Origin of the sequence: Nocardia sp. NPDC101769, from assembly GCF_044766925.1 — a bacterium.
Lineage (GTDB): Bacteria > Actinomycetota > Actinomycetes > Mycobacteriales > Mycobacteriaceae > Nocardia.
On the sequence record NZ_JBIWMX010000006.1, the window covers coordinates 1 to 18064 of the forward strand.

Consider the following 18064-nt stretch of genomic DNA (forward strand, 5'->3'; position numbering starts at 1 on the left):
GCGCTCCTCGTCCAACCTCGTTTCCCAGGCCCTTGGGGCTCCGGGTCGGTGTCCGTGTCGCTCTGACCTGGAATAAGTTACGTGTTGCTACGAACCAAAGTCAAATCGGCTGTCTACCTGCGCCTTTCCGGCACATCGGATGAGCCGCCCGGACGAGTCGAAGAGCGCGCGGCTCCGAATACCTCCCCACAACACTGCCTATAGGTAAGGAGGTCTCGGTGGCCGGAGCTCTTCGAGCGCGGACAGCGAGTCGTGAGGATCGGTCCGGAGTTTTGTATGCGGTGTCGCGAGCGACGGACGCCGCGCGAGCCGGCGACGTCGAGAGCGCGGCACGACTACTGCGCGAGGCCGAACGGCTGGCGGGAAGAGACGACCACATTGCAGGCACTCCGGCTGCCCACATCACCGGAAAGCGAGACCTACGGGCCGCGTTGACAAGCATCACGGCAGCAACAATTGTCGGGGTGCGCCGTCTGACGGGAATCTGTGCGTCATCTCGGTCTTACCCATGGTGGTTGGCCCGGGCTCACGAGGCTCCGGGTCGGAACGAAGGAGTCTGTGTGAATTCAACGGTGGGCGAGCGAACGCCCGGCGATCAGGTGGATGGGGCGAACAGCCTCGTCTATGTCGTGTTCATTACCGCTGCGGCGGCCATGGGTGGGTTTCTGTTCGGGTATGACAGCTCGGTCATCAACGGTGCGGTCGAGGCGATCCGGGATCGGTACGACATCGGTTCGGCGACATTGGCGCAGGTGGTGGCCATTGCATTGATCGGCTGCGCGGTGGGGGCTGCTATCGCGGGGCGGATCGCGGACCGGATCGGACGCATCTGGTGCATGCGGATCGCGGCGACGCTGTTCACCTGCAGTGCGATCGGGTCGGCGCTGCCGTTCGCGCTGTGGGACCTGGCGATGTGGCGTGTGATCGGTGGTATCGGGATCGGGATGGCGTCGGTGATCGGGCCCGCGTACATCGCCGAGGTGTCGCCGCCGGCGTATCGGGGACGGTTGGCGTCGTTCCAGCAGGCGGCCATCGTGATCGGTATCGCCACTTCACAATTGGTGAACTTCGCGATTCTCGAGATGGCGGGCAGTGAGCAGCGCGGTCACATCGCCGGACTCGAGGCCTGGCAGTGGATGCTCGGAGTGATGGTGGTGCCGGCGGCGCTCTACGGGCTGTTCTCGTTCACCATTCCGGAGTCGCCGCGGTATCTGATCTCCATCGGCAAGACCGACAGGGCCAAGGAGGTACTGACCGAGGTCGAGGGCGACAGGGGGAATCTGGACGAGCGGGTGGCCGAGATCGAGCAGGCCATGCACAGTGAGCACCGGTCGACGTTCAAGGATCTGCTCGGCAAGTCCGGGTTCCTGCCGGTGGTGTGGATCGGTATCGGGCTGTCGGTGTTCCAGCAGCTGGTCGGCATCAATGTCGTCTTCTATTACTCGGCGACGCTGTGGCAGTCGGTGGGCATCGACCCGTCCAGTTCGTTCTTCTACTCGTTCACCACCTCGATCATCAATATCGTCGGCACCGTGATCGCCATGGTGCTCGTCGACCGGATCGGGCGGAAACCGCTGGCGCTCATCGGATCCGCGGGCATGGCGATCTCCCTCGCACTGGAGGGCTGGGCGTTCTCCTACAAGTCCGGGTCCGGGAACAGCGTGAGCCTGCCGCACACCCAGGGCATCGTGGCGCTCATCTCCGCGCACAGCTTCGTGCTGTTCTTCGCCATGTCATGGGGTGTCGTGGTGTGGGTGCTGCTCGGCGAGATGTTCCCCAACAAGCTGCGCGCCGCCGCGCTCGGTGTGGCCGCGTCGGCGCAGTGGATCGCCAACTGGGTCATCACCGCCAGTTTCCCCAGCCTGGCCGACTGGAACCTGTCGGGGACCTACGTCATCTACACCGCCTTCGCCATCCTCTCGATTCCCTTCGTACTCAGGTGGGTCCCGGAGACGAAGGGCAAGGCACTGGAAGAAATGGGCTGAACGGCTATTTCAGGATCTTGGTGATCTGGCCGGCGCCGACCGTCCGGCCACCCTCCCGGATGGCGAATTTGAGGCCGATCTCCATGGCTATGGGTTGGATGAGGACCACCTCCATGGAGACGTTGTCACCCGGGAGGACCATCTCCACTTCCTTCGGAAGGGTCACCACGCCGGTGACATCCGTTGTGCGGAAGTAGAACTGGGGGCGGTAGTTGTTGAAGAAGGGGGTGTGGCGGCCACCCTCCTCCTTCGAGAGTATGTAGGCCTGGCCTTCGAACCGGGTGTGGGGTGTGACCGAACCCGGCTTGATGACGCACTGGCCGCGCTCCACATCTTCGCGGCGGACACCACGCAGCAGAAGGCCGACGTTCTCGCCGGCCTGGCCTTCGTCCAGTAGTTTCCGGAACATCTCGATGCCGGTGACCGTGGTTCTGGTGGTCTTCGGGCGGATGCCGACAATCTCCACCTCGGCGTTGACCTTCAGGACGCCGCGTTCGATGCGGCCGGTGACAACGGTGCCGCGGCCGGTGATGGTGAAAACGTCCTCGATGGGCATGAGGAAGGGCTTCTCGACCTCGCGGGTCGGGGTGTCGATCCAATCGTCCACGGCGGCCAGGAGTTCGGTGATGGTGTCGCCCCACTCGCCGGTGGGGTTCTCGAGCGCCTGGTAAGCGGAGACACGGACGATGGGGGTGTTGTCGCCGTCGAATTCGTATTCGCTGAGCAGGTCGCTCACCTCGAGTTCGACCAGTTCCAGGATCTCCTCGTCCTCGACCATGTCGCACTTGTTCAGTGCCACCACCATTTTCGGGACGCCGACCTGGCGCGCCAGGATGACGTGCTCCTTGGTCTGCGGCATCGGGCCGTCGGTGGCGGCGACCACCAGGATGGCGCCATCCATCTGGGCGGCTCCGGTGATCATGTTCTTGATGTAGTCGGCGTGGCCGGGGCAGTCGACGTGCGCATAGTGGCGGTTCTCCGTCTGGTACTCCACGTGGGCGATGGAGATGGTGATGCCGCGCTGCCGCTCCTCGGGGGCCTTGTCGATGGCCTCGAAGGGTGTGAAGGGATTCAGGTCCGGATATTTGTTGTGCAGGACCCTGGTGATCGCCGCGGTGAGAGTGGTCTTGCCGTGGTCGATGTGGCCGATGGTACCGACATTGACGTGCGGCTTCGTCCGCTGGAACTTCGCCTTCGCCACTGGGAACCTCCTGTGCGCCCGCGCGATTCGAGAGGGCACCGGAGGGTGGGGACACCGCGAAGTCATGCCCGACGGCGGTGTCGGTTCCAGGGTATTCAGGCGCCGGCCCGTAAAGGTCGAGAACGGCCCGAACCGGACGTACAGGACTGTTGACGGGTGATGTTCCGCTCGGCGAGTCCCCGTGCGACGCGCCCAACCGGCCTCGGGTGAGCAGGGGAAGTAACGTGGGCGGTTATGACAGCTGTTGCAGATCGTTCGCTCGGACCGGAACTCGTACGCACCGTGGGCATCGGGGAGGCCGACGTCCTCGTCATCGGCCTCACCTCGACCGATGACGGGCCGGTGATCGCGCCCGCCGACGCCTTCGCGGATGTACTGGACGGCGAGACCCGGGCGGCGCTGCTGAGTGCGCTGCAGGCGGTCGGGGCCAAGGGGAAGGGCGAGGAGATCACGCGAGTGCCGGCTCCGGCCGGGCTGGGCGTGGACTACGTGCTGGCGGTCGGACTCGGGGCCGAGGACAAGCTCGACGCCGAGCAGGTGCGCAAGTCGGCCGGCGCGGCCGGGCGGGCGCTGACCGGGGTCGCGACCGCGGTCACCACGCTGTCGGGGCTGGACCTCGGGGCAGCGGCCGAGGGCTTCTATCTGGGCGCGTACCAGTTCACCACGTTCAAGTCCGCCAAGACCGCGCCCAAGGACGACGATCAGCCGGTCAAGCGGGTCGAATTCCTGGTTCCCGAAACGGGATTCGGGGAAGAGGCGCTCTTCCGGGCGCAGGCCGTCGCCGAGGCCGTCGCCACCGCACGGGATTTCGTGAACACCCCGCCCAACGACCTGTTTCCGGCCGAATTCGCCAACCGCGCAGCGGAATTGGCCAAGGCGGCCGGCCTGCAGGTGGAGATCCTGGACGAGAAGGAACTCGAATCCCAGGGCTACGGCGGCATTCTCGGCGTCGGCAAGGGCTCCTCGCGGCCGCCGCGGCTGATCCGCATCACCTACGCGGGCGGCGACCCCAAGGTGGCGCTCATCGGCAAGGGCATCACCTTCGACACCGGCGGCATCTCCATCAAGCCCGCGCAGAACATGGAGAACATGACCTCCGACATGGGCGGCGCGGCGGCGGTCATCGCCACCACGCTGCTGGCGGCGCGACTGAGCCTGCCGCTCACCGTCATCGCCACCGTGCCCATGGCCGAGAACATGCCGTCGGCCACCGCGCAGCGGCCCGGCGACGTGCTCACCCAGTTCGGCGGGACCACCGTCGAGGTCATCAACACCGATGCCGAGGGCCGGCTCATCCTGGCCGACGCGCTCGTGCGCGCGGGCCAGGACGAACCCGACTACGTCATCGACGTCGCCACCCTCACCGGTGCGCAGATGGTCGCGCTCGGCACCCGCACCCCGGGCGTCATGGGCACCGACGTCTTCCGCGACCGGGTGGCCCGCATCTCGCAGGCCGTCGGCGAGAACGCCTGGGCCATGCCGCTTCCCGCGGAACTGCGCGCCGACCTGAACTCCAAGATCGCCGACCTGCAGAACGTCGCGCCGCACCGCTGGGGCGGCATGCTGTCGGCCGGTCTGTTCCTCAAGGAATTCGTCTCCGAGAGTGTGCAGTGGGCGCACTTGGATGTGGCCGGGCCCGCCTACAACACCGGCGGGCCGTTCGGCTACATCGGCAAGGGCGGCACCGGCGTCCCGGTCCGCACCCTCATCGCGACCCTCGAGGACATCGCCGCCGAGTAATCGGCACCCGGTCCTGCGACAACGCCCGCCACCGCGCACTGCGGCGGCGGGCGTTCGCGTCGAGGGGTGTGGTCAGAAGCCCTGGGCCGCACGGCGTTCCAGGATGCGGCGGCGGGCCTCATAGTCGCGCATGCGCTGGGGGTAGCCGACTCGGCGGGCATCGTAGACGGGGATGTTCAAGGTGTTGGACAGTCGTTGCGCGCCACGCTCGCCGACCGCGCGACGGGTCCACGACCCGTCGTGGGCGACCAGGACGACCGAGACATCGGACACCGTCGTGCGCGGCTCGACGAAAGCCTCCACGCCGTAATGGCTTCGGGTCCAGGCGACGAGATGCGCCATCGCCTCGGGGTCGGCATCACCCCGGCGCACGGTACCGCCGCGCCCGAACAGATCCAGGAAACCCATCCCGGCTACCTCCTCTCCGGCCACGGAAACGCCGGATATTTCGATAGTGCCAGCTCCCGGGCCGTTCGCCACTCGCCTGGGCCAACTCCTAAGCAGCCCCACAGAATCCATTCAGAAATTCCGCCGAGGCGTTGGCATCCCGCATGCCCTCAACCGATTCACCACGCCGCACGAATTCATTGCTCGCCGCGGCGCAACCAGCGCACTCCCGCGGATGTCCGGCCATCCGGTCGGCGCGGTCAGCTAGCTGTCCGCTATCCCACTCGGTGCTGCCGCGACTCCCGGTCGGCGGCACCCCGGACAGAGGTGTCGCGCACAAACGTGATACGTCTCATGCCATTCCCGCCAATTCACGCTCACGCCAGGGAGATCTCTTGCTCACGCGGGGGATCGCGGCACGGAGAGGTCGGCGCAACGGCCGCCCTGTGACACGCCGCACCCGGACGAGTGCAAGGATGGGTGGCTGGAACAAGAACCAACACGGATCTCCGGTGCCACAGAATGATCGGTGGCCGTCGGGACGACACCGCGACCCGCGGTGCCATGCCCGCTGAGAGACGAACTGTTTAACCCGACGAGCAGTCAGAGGAGTCAACGGACATGACCTTCTCCGTCCAGATGCCGGCTCTTGGTGAGAGCGTCACCGAGGGCACTGTGACCAGGTGGCTGAAGCAGGAAGGAGACACGGTCGAGGTCGACGAGCCGCTGCTCGAGGTCTCCACCGACAAGGTCGACACCGAGATCCCGTCCCCGGTCGCAGGCGTTCTCACGAAGATCGTCGCCCAGGAGGACGACGTGGTCGAGGTCGGCGGCGAGCTCGGCGTGATCGGTGAGGCCGGTTCCGCTCCGGCACCGGCCGCCGCCCCGGCACCCGCCGCCGCCCCGGCCCCGGCCCCGGCGCCCGCGCCGGCCCCCGCACCCGCCCCGGCCCCGCAGCCGGTCGCCGCTGCCCCGGCGCCGGCCGCCGCCGCGCCCGCCCCGGCCGCTGCCGCCTCCGGCACCCCGGTCAAGATGCCCGAACTCGGTGAGTCCGTCACCGAGGGCACCGTCACCCGCTGGCTGAAGCAGGTCGGCGACCAGGTCGCCGTGGACGAGCCGCTGCTCGAGGTCTCCACCGACAAGGTGGACACCGAGATCCCGTCGCCGGTCGCCGGCACCCTGCTGGAGATCTCCGCGCAGGAGGACGACGTGATCGCCGTCGGCGGTCAGCTGGGTGTCATCGGCAGCGGTGTCGCCGCCGCCGCACCCGCCCCGGCGCCTGCCCCTGCTCCCGCACCCGCACCCGCCCCGGCGCCTGCCCCGGCCCCCGCCCCCGCTGCGGCTCCCGCTCCGGTCCCTGCCCCGGCTCCCAAGCCCGCTCCGGTTCCGGCAGCGGCCACCCCCGCCGAGGAGCCTTCCACCAACGGCGGCCCCTACGTGACCCCGCTGGTGCGAAAGCTGGCCGCGGAGAACAACGTTGACCTCGCGACCCTCACCGGTTCCGGTGTCGGTGGCCGCATCCGCAAGCAGGATGTGCTCGCCGCCGCGGAGGCCAAGAAGGCTCCGGCCCCCGCCGCTGCCGTCGCGCCCGCCGCCGCTGCTCCGGTCGCCCCGGCCGCCGCCGCGCCCGCGCCCCGTCCGTCGCTGTCGCACCTGACCGGCACGGTCCAGAAGGCCAGCCGTATCCGGCAGATCACCGCGACCAGGACCGTGGAGGCGCTGCAGACCACCGCGCAGCTCACCCAGGTGCACGAGGTCGACATGACCAAGATCGCCGCCCTGCGCAGCCGCGCCAAGGCCGCGTTCAAGCAGCGTGAGGGCGTGAACATCACGTTCCTGCCGTTCTACGCCAAGGCCGTCATCGAGGCGCTGGCCGTGCACCCGAACGTGAACGCGTCCTACAACTCCGACACCAAGGAGATCACCTACCACTCGGTGGTCAACCTGGGTATCGCGGTCGACACCGAGCAGGGCCTGCTCTCGCCGGTCATCCACAACGCCAACGACCTGTCGCTGGCCGGACTGGCGCGTGCTATCGCCGATATCGCCAACCGTGCGCGCACCGGCGGCCTGAAGCCGGACGAGCTGGCCAACGGCACCTTCACCATCACCAATATCGGTTCCCAGGGCGCCCTGTTCGACACCCCGATCCTGGTGCCGCCGCAGGCCGCCATGCTGGGCACCGGCGCGATCGTCAAGCGCCCCATGGTGATCAGCGACGACGGCAGCGAGTTCATCGGCATCCGCTCGATGGCCTACCTGCCGCTCACCTACGATCACCGCCTCATCGACGGCGCCGACGCGGGTCGCTTCCTGACCACCGTCAAGCACCGGCTGGAAGAGGCCGCGTTCGAAGGTGACCTCGGGCTCTAATGCCGGATACGGGCGGCAGGATTGATCGGATGAAGGTCGTGATCGCCGGTTCGTCCGGACTGATCGGGACGGCGCTCGTCGCGGCTCTGCGCCGCGACGGGCACGAGGTCACCCGCCTCGTACGCCGTCCCGTGCACGCCCGCGACGAATTCACCTGGGACCCCGTCCGTTCCGATCTGGACGAGCGCGCGCTGCGTGGCGCCGACGCGGTGGTGAACCTCTGCGGCGCGGGTATCGGGCAGCGGCGCTGGACCGGCAGCTACAAGCAGGAGCTGCGCGACAGCCGCATCGTCCCCACCGACGTGCTGGCCGCCGCGGTCGCCGCCGCGGGAGTGCCGACGCTGGTCAATGCCAGCGGCGTGCACTACTACGGCGGCGATCTCGGCGACCGCGTCGTCACCGAGAGTTCCCCCGCCGGAACCGGTTTCCTGGCCGGCCTGTGCGCCGACTGGGAGGCCGCCACCGAGCAGGCCGCCGACGCCGGCGTGCGCACGGTGCTGCTGCGCTCGGCAGTCGTGCTGGCCCGGCACGGCGGCATGCTCGGAATGCTGTATCCCCTCTACTTTCTCGGCCTCGGCGGGCGGCTGGGCAGCGGCCGCCAGTACGTGCCGTGGATCTCCCTGGACGACGAGGTCGGCGCGATCATCTACGCGCTCACCCACGAAAGCCTTTCCGGCCCGGTCAATATGGTCGGTCCCGCGCCGGTCACCAATGCGGAGTTCACCCGCGCACTGGGCCGCGTCATGCACCGGCCGACACCCCTGATGGTGCCCGCGTTCGCGCTGCGGCTGGCCGTGGGCGAGTTCGCCGAAGAGGCAATCCTGCACGGCCCCAGGGCGATTCCCACCGCGCTCGAGGCCGCCGGATACCCCTTCCAGCACCCCACCATCGGCGCGGCACTGTCCGCGACGCTCGGCCAGTCCGGCTGATCCGGCCCGTTGTGTGGGCGCGGCGCGCGTCACAGTGGGCCCGTCGATACCGTGTGGGACGTGACCAATCATCCGTCCGACCTGCTGGTGCGGGATGCGCGCGAGAGCGATCTCGCGGAGATCCTGGTGATCCACAACAACGCCATCGCCGAGACCACCGCCATCTGGGATACCGAACTCGCCGACCTCGACGAGCGCAAGGCCTGGTTCGCAGCGCGGACCGGAGCCGGACATCCGGTGCTGGTGGCCGAGATCGACGGCCAGGTCGCGGGGTACGCCAGCTACGGGCAGTTCCGGCCGAAGTCCGGCTACCGGTTCTCCGTCGAGAACTCGGTGTACGTGTCAGATATATTCCAGCGGCGCGGAGTGGCCACGGTGCTCATGCGCGAGCTGCTGGTGCGGGCGAGCCGGGGCGGCGTGCACACCATGATCGCGGCGATCGAGTCGAGTAACCGCACGTCGATCGCGCTGCACGAGAAATTCGGCTTCGCCGTCGTCGGTCGAATGCCGGAAGTCGGGCACAAATTCGGGCGCTGGATGGACTTGACGCTGATGCAACGCGTTGTCAACGAAGGGGTAACGTCGCAATCGTGAGTGAGAGTACGGCCACCGCACCGTTACCCTGTGCGGTCTCGGCCCGCTTCGACGGCACACCCCTCGCAGTCGAGAATCTGGGCCTCATCGATTACCAGCAAGCCTGGGAGCTGCAGCGGTCGATCGCCGCCGAACGCGCCGATGGCATCGGACAGGATCGGCTGCTCCTGCTGGAACACCCCTTCGTCTACACCGCCGGCCGCCGCACCGAGCCGGAGGACCTGCCCATGGACGGCAGCCCGGTCATCGAGGTCGACCGCGGTGGGAAGATCACCTGGCACGGTCCCGGGCAACTGGTCGGCTATCCCATTGTGCGGCTGGCCGAACCCGTCGATGTGGTCGCCTATGTGCGCCGCCTGGAGGAAGCCCTCATCACCGTCTGCGCGCAGCTCGGACTGGAAACCGGTCGGGTGGAAGGCCGTTCGGGCGTGTGGGTGCCCGAGAGCGAGCTCCTGCCCGAGCGGAAGGTCGCAGCCATCGGCGTGCGCGTCCAGCGCGGGGTCACCCTGCACGGCATCTCGCTGAACTGCAATTCCAGCCTCGACGCCTTCGATGCCATCGTGCCGTGCGGGATTCGCGATGCCGGCGTCACCACGCTGAGCCGCGAACTCGGCCGCGAGGTGACCGTGGACGAGGTGCGGCCACTGGTCGCCGACGCCATCGCCCGCGCCCTCGACGGCGCGCTGAAGGTGACCGACCACAACATCTCCCGCTGCGCGAAGGCCGCGGCCGAATGCCCCGAACCACTTCCGGCGTCGACGACCGATCAGCTCCCGGTGGTGGCCGGAACCGTGCCTGCCAAGGCCGAATGATCATGAGCGTAGGGTGGACAAAGTGACTTCCGTCGATACCCCGACATCGAACGACCCGGCCGCACCCAACGGCCGCAAGCTGCTTCGCATCGAGGCCCGCAACGCCGAGACCCCGATCGAGCGCAAACCCTCGTGGATCCGCACCCGCGCCACCATGGGACCCGAGTACACCGAACTCAAGGGCCTGGTGAAACGCGAAGGGCTGCACACGGTTTGCGAGGAAGCCGGGTGCCCCAACATCTTCGAGTGCTGGGAGGACCGCGAGGCCACCTTCCTCATCGGCGGTGAACAGTGCACCCGCCGCTGCGACTTCTGCCAGATCGATACCGGCAAGCCCGCCGCCCTGGACCGGGACGAGCCGCGGCGCGTGGCCGAGAGCGTGCAGGCCATGGGGCTGCGCTACTCGACCGTCACCGGCGTCGCGCGCGACGACCTCGAGGACGGCGGCTCGTGGCTGTACGCCGAGACCGTGCGGGCGATCAAGCGGCTCAACCCGCACACCGGCGTCGAACTGCTGATCCCCGACTTCAATGCCGTGCCCGAGCAACTGGCCGAGGTGTTCGAGTCCCGTCCGGAGGTGCTCGCGCACAACCTGGAGACGGTGCCGCGCATCTTCAAGCGCATCCGGCCGGCCTTCCGCTACGAGCGGTCGCTGGCGGTCATCACCGCCGCGCGCGAGGCAGGTCTGGTCACCAAGTCCAACCTCATCCTGGGCATGGGCGAGACCCCGGAGGAAGTTACCCAGGGTCTGCGCGACCTGCACGAGGCGGGCTGCGACATCATCACCATCACCCAGTACCTGCGGCCGTCCCCGCGGCACCACCCGGTCGACCGGTGGGTGAAGCCGGAGGAGTTCGTGGAGCACTCCAAGGCCGCCGAGGCCATGGGCTTCGCCGGGGTGATGGCCGGTCCGCTGGTCCGCTCGTCCTACCGTGCCGGTCGCCTGTACGCCCAAGCCATGCGCCACCACGGTCGCGAGATCTCCCCGGAGATGGCCCACCTCGCCGAGGAGGGCAGCGCGGCACAGGAGGCGACCAGCGTCCTGGCGCGCTTCGGCTCCTAGCCGATCGAATTCGTGCACTGTGGCCCGGACGTACCGTCCGGGCCACAGTCGTTTTGCGACACCTCGCCAGGTGAACGCCGGGTATCGGCACGCCATCCAAATCGGTTCGGTCGATTCGTGGACGCGTGCGCGGGGCTGGTGGGAAGCTCGAAGGACCGCATTGATCGACCCCGGGAGCGAGCCATGGTCGAGCGAACGACGACGTCGCAAGGTGTCAACGGCAGGGTGGTCGTGGCCGAAAGGCCGAACGATATACGGAATGTGGTGCTGGTAGGGCACAGCGGGTCCGGGAAGACCACGCTGGTGGAGGCGCTCGCCGTGGCGGCCGGGGCGGTACTCCGGGCCGGGCGGGTCGAGGACGGCACCTCCGTCTCGGACTACGACGACATCGAGCAGCGACAACACCGGTCCGTGCAACTGTCGGTGGTGCCGATGGGCTGGGACCACGTCAAGGTCAATCTCCTGGACACCCCCGGCTACGCGGATTTCGTCGGGGAACTCAGGGCCGGTCTGCGAGCGGCGGACGCGGCCCTTTTCGTGCTCTCCGCCGCCGCGGGCGTGGAGGGCGTGAGCGGGGCGACACTGGCGCTGTGGGAGGAGTGCGCGGGTGTCGGCATGCCGCGCGCCATCGTGCTCACCCATCTGGATACCGCACGCGCGGATTTCGACGATATGACCGAGACCTGCCGGGAGATCCTGGGCGGCGGTCGCTCGGAAAGCATGCTGCCGCTGCATCTTCCGGTGTACGGGCCCAAGGGGGCCGACGGGCACCGGCCGGTGACCGGGCTGATCGAACTGCTCACCCAGCACGTCTACGACTACGCCACCGGGGAACGCGTGGAAACACCCGCCTCCGAGGAGCAGCGGGAGCAGCTGGAGGAGGCGCGCAACCGGCTCATCGAGGGCATCATCGCCGAGAGCGAGGACGAGACCCTCATGGACCGCTACATCGGCGGCGAGGAGATCGACCTGGCCACGCTGGTCGCGGACCTCGAAAAGGCGGTGGCGCGCGGCAGTTTCCATCCGGTGCTGATCGCCGCACCGCCGCCGGAGGGCGCGCGGCACGGGCTCGGCACGGTGGAGATCCTGGATCTGATCACGCGCGGATTCCCCACGCCCGCCGAACATCCCGTGTCCGCGATCGGGTCCGGCGGCAAGGCCGCCGCGCTGGCCTGTGATCCCGCCGCGCCGTTGGCCGCCGAGGTGATCCGCACCGCCTCCGATCCCTATGTGGGCCGGTTGTCGCTGGTGCGGGTGTTCTCCGGCACGCTGCACGCCGACGACACCGTGCACGTGTGCGGGCACGGACCGGGCGACGCCGATGGTCACGATGCCGACGAACGCGTCGGCGGGGTGTCCGCGCCGTTCGGGAAGCAGCAGCGGCCACTGCCGCAGGCCATCGCCGGGGACATCGTGTGCGTGAGCAAGCTGTCGCACGCCGAGACCGGGGATACGTTGTCCGCCAGGGATTGCCCGCTCGTCATCGAGCCGTGGTCCATGCCCGATCCGTTGCTGCCGGTGGCCGTGAAGGCGCACAGCAAGGCCGACGAGGACAAGCTCTCGCAGGGCCTGTCACGACTGGTCGCCGAGGATCCGACGGTGCGGCTCGAACAGAACCCCGACACCCATCAGCTGGTGCTGTGGGTCCTGGGCGAGGCGCATCGCGATGTGGCGCTGGAACGGCTGCGCTCCCGGTTCGGGGTGCAGGTGGACGTCGTCGACCACCGGGTCGCGCTGCGCGAGACCTTCGCCACCCAGGCGTCCGGGCGCGGGCGGCATGTGAAGCAGTCCGGCGGACACGGGCAGTACGCCATCTGCGAGATCGAGGTGGCGCCGCTCCCCGAGGGGTCCGGGATCGAGTTCGTGGACAAGGTGGTGGGCGGAGTCGTTCCGCGCCAGTTCATTCCGTCGGTCGAGAAGGGCGTGCGCGCGCAGGCCGCGCGCGGTGTGGCGGCCGGATATCCGCTGGTGGATGTGCGGGTGACGCTGTTCGACGGGAAGGCGCACTCGGTCGACTCCTCCGACGCGGCCTTCCAGATGGCCGGGGCGCTGGCCTTGCGGGAGGCGGCCGGAGCGGCGCGCATCAACCTGCTGGAGCCGATATCCGAAGTGCACGTGGTGGTTTCGGACGACTACGTGGGACCGGTGCTGGTCGATCTGTCGAGCCGTCGCGGCCGGGTGCTGGGCACCGAGCCGGTCGGGCTGGGGCGCACCGCGATTCGCGCCGAGGTGCCGGAACTCGAGCTCAGCCGCTACGCCGTGGACCTGCGTTCACTGGCGCACGGCGCGGCCACCTTCGCCCGCACCTATGCGCGGCACGAGGCCATGCCCACGCAGCTGGCGGAGTCGATGCGGGACAAGGCCGGGAGCGCCGGCTGAATCCGGCCGATCCGGCGCCACCGATCCCACTGGGTGAGATCACGGCCGCCGCGGCGGTATCGGCCGCTCGCCATCCCGGTGATCCCGTCGCGAACCGGGCGTACCCGGCCATTAAGCTGGACGCCATGGCAGCAGGCAAGGGCGGTAATCCGTCGAAGGAAGCGAAGGCCGCGGCGAAGGCGGCGCGCAAACAGGCGTCGAAGGAGCGCCGCCAGCAACTCTGGCAGGCATTCCAGATGCAGCGCAAGGAAGACAAGCTGCTGCTGCCGCTGATGATCGGCGCCTTCGTCGGCGTGACCGTGCTGTTCCTGGTGATCGGCCTGATCTTCGGCATGCAGTGGTTCCTGCTGCCGATCGGCCTGCTGCTGGGCGCGCTGGCCGCGTTCATCCTCTTCGGCCGCCGGGTCCAGAAGAACGTGTACGCCAAGGCCGAGGGCCAGGCCGGCGCGGCCGCCTGGGTGCTGGACAACCTGCAGGGCAAGTGGCGCGTCTCCCCCGGCGTCGCCGCCACCACCCAGCTCGACGCCGTGCACCGCGTGGTCGGCCTGCCCGGTGTCATCCTGGTCGCCGAGGGTTCGCCGCAGCGCGTGAAATCCCTGCTCGCGCAGGAGAAGAAGAAGGTCTCCCGCCTGGTCGGCGACACCCCGATCTACGACGTGGTGATCGGCAACGAGCAGGACCAGGTGCCGCTGAAGGAACTGCAGCGCTATCTGACCAAGCTCCCCCGCAATATCGACGCCAAGCGCATGGACCTCATCGAGGGTCGGCTGTCCGCGCTGGCCACCCGCGGCGGCCCGGCCCTCCCCAAGGGCCCGCTGCCGAGCGGCGCCAAGATGCGCGGCGTTCAGCGCAGCATCCGCCGCCGCTGACCCACCGGAACCGTCGAGGCCCGCGTCCCCAGGACGCGGGCCTCGTCTTTTTCCGAAATGCCTTCGGCCACAACACCCGACGCTCGCACGCCTGCCGGGTGTATTCGGTACCGACCGGAAGGTCAGCCCACGTGGCGGGAGAGGAAGCGGACGACGTCCGGGGTGACCGTGCGCCAGTACTCGTCGGTGTGCGTGCCCGGGGTGACCAGGCCGACCTCGGGGCGGGCGGCGGTGATGTAGCGGCGGCAGCCGTCGATGAAGCGGTCGCGGTCGCCGCACCACACGCCGACGGGGGCCGGGCCCGCCTTGTCGAGGTTGCGCAGCGGGTCGAGTGCCGCCCACTGATCGGCATTGGTGAATGCGTTCCGTTTGGCCATTTCGGTCCACGAGGTGAGCAACCCCGGCGACATGGCGGCAACCGCGTTCAGCGGCCGGCCCTGTTCGAAGCGGAGGCGCGAGTACACCAGCGCGCCGAAGCCACCCATGGAGGTGCCGGTGCAGGCGAACGGCAGTCCGCCCGGTGCGCCCAGGCGGCGCTGCGCCAGCCAGCCGGGAACCTCGTTGAGCAGCATGGACATTGGATCGTCGCCGGTGCCGTGGTCGTGCCAGTAGTTGTCGCCGCCGTCCAGGGCCACGAAACCGAAGGCCGGGGACAGCCGGGTGGCGACCCCGGCGGCCAGCACGTCGGCGATATTGCCGACGGCCGCGGTGCGGGCGGTGCCGTGCAGGCCGTGCAGCAGCAGCGACACGGGCAGGTTCTCGGTGGGGACGCCGGGCGGCAGGATGGTGACCAGGTCCACGTCGCGGCGGCGGGCGGCCGAATAGACCCGTTCCACCCGGACGACGGGGGTGATTCCGGCCGCGGTCTGCCCGATCTCCGCGGGGTCGACCGCCGCGTTGCCGCCGGCGCTGACGGCCGCGCCCGCGCCGGCCAGGCCGAGCAGGCCGGCGGTCGCGAACAGGGACCGCCGGCTGAATCTCCACGCGGCAGCCCGGTAGTCCTCGACCATCGATCCTCCATCGGCACAACATCAGCTATCTGCCCGACGGCAACCTGGCGGCTGCATCACGGCAAATCGCCGCAACCTTACCGATCGAAAGCAAACTACGGTGAACGTTTGGCAACGTCTTGCCACACACCGCACCAACAGCATCGCAGGTCACAGGCCCGGCGCAGGCCGACGCGCGCGCTGTGCCGTGTTTCGAATCAACCCGCGCGAAAGTTCGCGACGAGGGTCAGCGGCTGTAGACGAGGGCGGTGCCGGTGGCGCGGTCGTGCATGCCGCGGCCGTCGCTGTCGGTGAACAGGGCGGGGATGACGAACAGCAGGATGAGCTGCCGGACCAGGGCACGGATGAAACCGACCGGTGCATCGGCATCGACCCGGCTGACCCGCAGCTTCAGGAAGTACTGGCCGGGCGTGAAGCCGAACAGCGTGACCGCGGCGATTCCCAGCACGAACCACACCAGCAGCGTCGGCGTCGACAGCGCTTGGGTGATGACCTCGAAGTGCGAGGGCGGTTGCTGGCCCTTGGGAATGGTCATCTTCGAGATGATGTGCTCGGCATTGGGCCGCACGATGATCGCGGCCAGGCCCATCGAGATGAACCAGTCGACGAGCAGCGCCAGGACGCGACGGGTGAAGGGGGCGAGTGCGCCGCGTCCGGATGGCGGCAGGCCGAGTTCCTTGCCCTGGTAGTCACCGGGCGGGTTGTCTCCGGATTCGGCGTTCGGTCCGGACAGCCAGGAGCCGGTGATACGAGCCATGGGCTCAGCTTATGCGGCGTCGGGGGGCCGGTTTCGCGCCCCTGCCGCTCGGGGTGCGAGGACGGAACCATATCTGGGTGCGTCCTAGCTGTTCACCCGATTCCGGACGGGCGCGCAATCGCTCAGCATTCGAGATTGCCAGGTGGATGCCCGGCGGTGAGGATTGTCACGATGACCCGGCCGGAGCTGGCAAGGCCCCTAACTTTTCAGAGTCTTAACAGCCGCTTCGGGCAGGTCGGTGGCAGGATGTCCCTGCTGGTCGAGCATTGCTCGGCGACCGCTGCGGCGTCTTCGCGAACCCGGGGGCACCGCCGAACCCCCGGCCAGCAGTGCGTGTAACACTGGCGAAACACAGCCTTGATTACAGGGAAACACCGCGTCCATAGCGTGTGGTCGCGACGAACCCATGCAGTCACCACTGGCTGGGAACCGATCCGTAAGGAGTACTAAGTGGCGTTCAGCACGGCCGACGAGGTCATCAAGTACATCAAGGAGGAGGAGCTCGAGTACGTCGACGTTCGGTTCACCGACCTCCCCGGTGTGCAGCAGCACTTCTCGATCCCGGCGAAGGCGTTCACCGCTGATCTCGCCGAAGAGGGCCTCGCCTTCGACGGTTCGTCGGTGCGCGGCTTCCAGTCGATCGACGAGTCGGACATGCTGCTGCTGCCCGACTTCAGCACTGCCCGGATCGACCCCTTCCGCGCCGCGAAGACGCTGAACATGAACTTCTTCGTGCACGACCCGTTCACCCGCGAGGCCTACTCCCGCGACCCGCGCAACATCGCGCGTAAGGCCGAGGAGTACCTGCGTTCGACCGGCATCGCCGACACCTGCTACTTCGGTGCCGAGGCCGAGTTCTACATCTTCGACTCGATCCGCTACGACTCGGCCATGAACGGCGCCTTCTACGAGATCGACTCGATCTCGGGCTCCTGGAACACCGGTGCCGAGTACAACGCCGACGGCACCCCGAACCGTGGCTACAAGGTCCGCAACAAGGGTGGATACTTCCCGGTCGCCCCGTACGACCACTACGTCGACCTGCGCGACAAGATCTCGACCAACCTGCAGAACGCGGGCTTCGACCTGGAGCGCGGCCACCACGAGGTCGGCACCGCCGGTCAGGCCGAGATCAACTACCGCTTCAACACCCTGCTGGGCGCCGCTGACGACCTGCAGCTGTTCAAGTACATCGTGAAGAACACCGCGTGGCAGGAGGGTAAGACCGTTACCTTCATGCCGAAGCCGCTCTTCGGCGACAACGGCTCGGGCATGCACGCCCACCAGTCGCTGTGGAAGGACGGCAAGCCGCTGTTCCACGACGAGTCCGGTTACGCCGGTCTGTCGGATCTGGCGCGTCACTACATCGGCGGCATCCTGCACCACGCCCCGTCGCTGCTGGCGTTCACCAACCCGACCGTGAACTCCTACCACCGTCTGGTGCCGGGCTACGAGGCCCCCATCAACCTGGTGTACTCGCAGCGCAACCGCTCGGCCGCGATCCGCATCCCGATCACCGGCTCGAACCCGAAGGCCAAGCGCATCGAGTTCCGCGCGCCGGACTCCTCGGGTAACCCGTACCTGGCCTTCGCCGCCATGATGATGGCCGGCCTGGACGGCATCAAGCGCAAGCTGGAGCCGATGGCCCCGGTCGACAAGGACCTCTACGAGCTCCCGCCGGAGGAGGCCAAGAACATCCCGCAGGCCCCCACCTCGCTGGCGTCGGTCATCGACCGCCTCGAGGAAGACCACGACTACCTCACCGAGGGTGGCGTGTTCACCGAGGACCTGATCGAGACCTGGATCGACATCAAGCGCACCCAGGAAATCGCGCCCGTCAACCTGCGGCCGCACCCGTACGAGTTCGAGCTGTACTTCGACGTCTAAGCCTGACCTGCGCGTTTACGCCTGATTCGGGCGTACGGTACGCAGTCGATACGCAGTAGACGCAAAACGAAGCGGCGG

General features: G+C 68.2%; 14 protein-coding genes. 10 read left to right on the plus strand and 4 right to left on the minus strand.

Annotated features, from left to right (window positions below; genetic code table 11):
- Positions 1-560: 560 nt before the first annotated feature.
- Positions 561-1985, plus strand: coding sequence for a sugar porter family MFS transporter (locus ACIRRA_RS12270; RefSeq protein ID WP_402766610.1), 1425 nt, complete (start codon positions 561-563; stop codon positions 1983-1985).
- Positions 1986-1989: 4 nt separating this feature from the next.
- Here ACIRRA_RS12270 and tuf read toward each other — a convergent pair whose 3' ends face one another.
- Entirely contained in the window at positions 1990-3186 is a 1197-nt protein-coding gene (gene tuf / locus ACIRRA_RS12275; protein WP_402766611.1) for an elongation factor Tu, read from the minus strand.
- Positions 3187-3420: 234 nt separating this feature from the next.
- Between tuf and ACIRRA_RS12280 the strand changes: the two genes are divergently transcribed.
- Entirely contained in the window at positions 3421-4926 is a 1506-nt protein-coding gene (locus ACIRRA_RS12280) for a leucyl aminopeptidase (RefSeq protein WP_402766612.1), read from the plus strand.
- A 72-nt stretch (positions 4927-4998) separates the two neighbouring features.
- On the opposite strand, the gene ACIRRA_RS12285 is transcribed toward ACIRRA_RS12280, so the two are convergent.
- Entirely contained in the window at positions 4999-5334 is a 336-nt protein-coding gene (locus tag ACIRRA_RS12285; RefSeq protein WP_402766614.1) for an oxidoreductase, read from the minus strand.
- A gap of 600 nt (positions 5335-5934) precedes the next feature.
- Here ACIRRA_RS12285 and sucB point away from each other — a divergent pair.
- The 7 genes from sucB to ACIRRA_RS12320 all read left to right on the plus strand — a co-directional run bounded on the left by sucB (position 5935) and on the right by ACIRRA_RS12320 (position 14332).
- A complete protein-coding gene (sucB, locus tag ACIRRA_RS12290) occupies positions 5935-7686 on the plus strand; it encodes a 2-oxoglutarate dehydrogenase, E2 component, dihydrolipoamide succinyltransferase (protein WP_402766616.1) in 1752 nt (583 codons plus the stop codon).
- A 29-nt stretch (positions 7687-7715) separates the two neighbouring features.
- Positions 7716-8615, plus strand: a complete 900-nt coding sequence (locus tag ACIRRA_RS12295) for a TIGR01777 family oxidoreductase (RefSeq protein WP_357010681.1) — start codon at positions 7716-7718, stop codon at positions 8613-8615.
- An 81-nt stretch (positions 8616-8696) separates the two neighbouring features.
- Positions 8697-9209 carry a GNAT family N-acetyltransferase gene (locus ACIRRA_RS12300; RefSeq protein ID WP_402767160.1) on the plus strand — a complete coding sequence of 171 codons (513 nt, stop codon included), beginning with the start codon at positions 8697-8699 and terminating at the stop codon, positions 9207-9209.
- The gene (gene lipB / locus ACIRRA_RS12305; RefSeq protein ID WP_402766618.1) at positions 9206-10021 is read left to right on the plus strand and encodes a lipoyl(octanoyl) transferase LipB; all 816 of its coding nucleotides are present in this window, start codon (positions 9206-9208) and stop codon (positions 10019-10021) included. Before ACIRRA_RS12300 ends, lipB begins: the two co-directional genes overlap by 4 nt.
- 22 nt (positions 10022-10043) lie before the next feature.
- A complete protein-coding gene (gene lipA, locus ACIRRA_RS12310; protein ID WP_402766620.1) occupies positions 10044-11084 on the plus strand; it encodes a lipoyl synthase in 1041 nt (346 codons plus the stop codon).
- 183 nt (positions 11085-11267) lie between these two features.
- Positions 11268-13463 (plus strand): elongation factor G-like protein EF-G2, encoded by a 2196-nt coding sequence (locus ACIRRA_RS12315; RefSeq protein WP_402766622.1) that lies wholly within the window; start codon positions 11268-11270, stop codon positions 13461-13463.
- A gap of 125 nt (positions 13464-13588) precedes the next feature.
- Entirely contained in the window at positions 13589-14332 is a 744-nt protein-coding gene (locus ACIRRA_RS12320; protein ID WP_402766624.1) for a DUF4191 domain-containing protein, read from the plus strand.
- 122 nt (positions 14333-14454) lie between these two features.
- On the opposite strand, the gene ACIRRA_RS12325 is transcribed toward ACIRRA_RS12320, so the two are convergent.
- The gene (locus ACIRRA_RS12325; RefSeq protein ID WP_402766626.1) at positions 14455-15342 is read right to left on the minus strand and encodes an alpha/beta hydrolase; all 888 of its coding nucleotides are present in this window, start codon (positions 15340-15342) and stop codon (positions 14455-14457) included.
- A 226-nt stretch (positions 15343-15568) separates the two neighbouring features.
- Entirely contained in the window at positions 15569-16099 is a 531-nt protein-coding gene (locus ACIRRA_RS12330) for an RDD family protein (RefSeq protein WP_402766628.1), read from the minus strand.
- Positions 16100-16549: 450 nt separating this feature from the next.
- Between ACIRRA_RS12330 and glnA the strand changes: the two genes are divergently transcribed.
- A complete protein-coding gene (gene glnA / locus ACIRRA_RS12335; RefSeq protein ID WP_357010665.1) occupies positions 16550-17986 on the plus strand; it encodes a type I glutamate--ammonia ligase in 1437 nt (478 codons plus the stop codon).
- Positions 17987-18064 lie beyond the last annotated feature (78 nt).

Excerpts from the sequence above, each read along its gene's own strand:
- ACIRRA_RS12320 (WP_402766624.1), top strand. The coding sequence starts at position 13,589 with ATGGCAGCAGGCAAGGGCGGTAATCCGTCGAAGGAAGCGAAGGCCGCG.
- ACIRRA_RS12330 (WP_402766628.1), bottom strand. The coding sequence starts at position 16,099 with ATGGCTCGTATCACCGGCTCCTGGCTGTCCGGACCGAACGCCGAATCC.
- ACIRRA_RS12280 (WP_402766612.1), top strand. The coding sequence starts at position 3,421 with ATGACAGCTGTTGCAGATCGTTCGCTCGGACCGGAACTCGTACGCACC.
- ACIRRA_RS12325 (WP_402766626.1), bottom strand. The coding sequence starts at position 15,342 with ATGGTCGAGGACTACCGGGCTGCCGCGTGGAGATTCAGCCGGCGGTCC.
- ACIRRA_RS12285 (WP_402766614.1), bottom strand. The coding sequence starts at position 5,334 with ATGGGTTTCCTGGATCTGTTCGGGCGCGGCGGTACCGTGCGCCGGGGT.
- ACIRRA_RS12315 (WP_402766622.1), top strand. The coding sequence starts at position 11,268 with ATGGTCGAGCGAACGACGACGTCGCAAGGTGTCAACGGCAGGGTGGTC.
- ACIRRA_RS12295 (WP_357010681.1), top strand. The coding sequence starts at position 7,716 with ATGAAGGTCGTGATCGCCGGTTCGTCCGGACTGATCGGGACGGCGCTC.
- sucB (WP_402766616.1), top strand. The coding sequence starts at position 5,935 with ATGACCTTCTCCGTCCAGATGCCGGCTCTTGGTGAGAGCGTCACCGAG.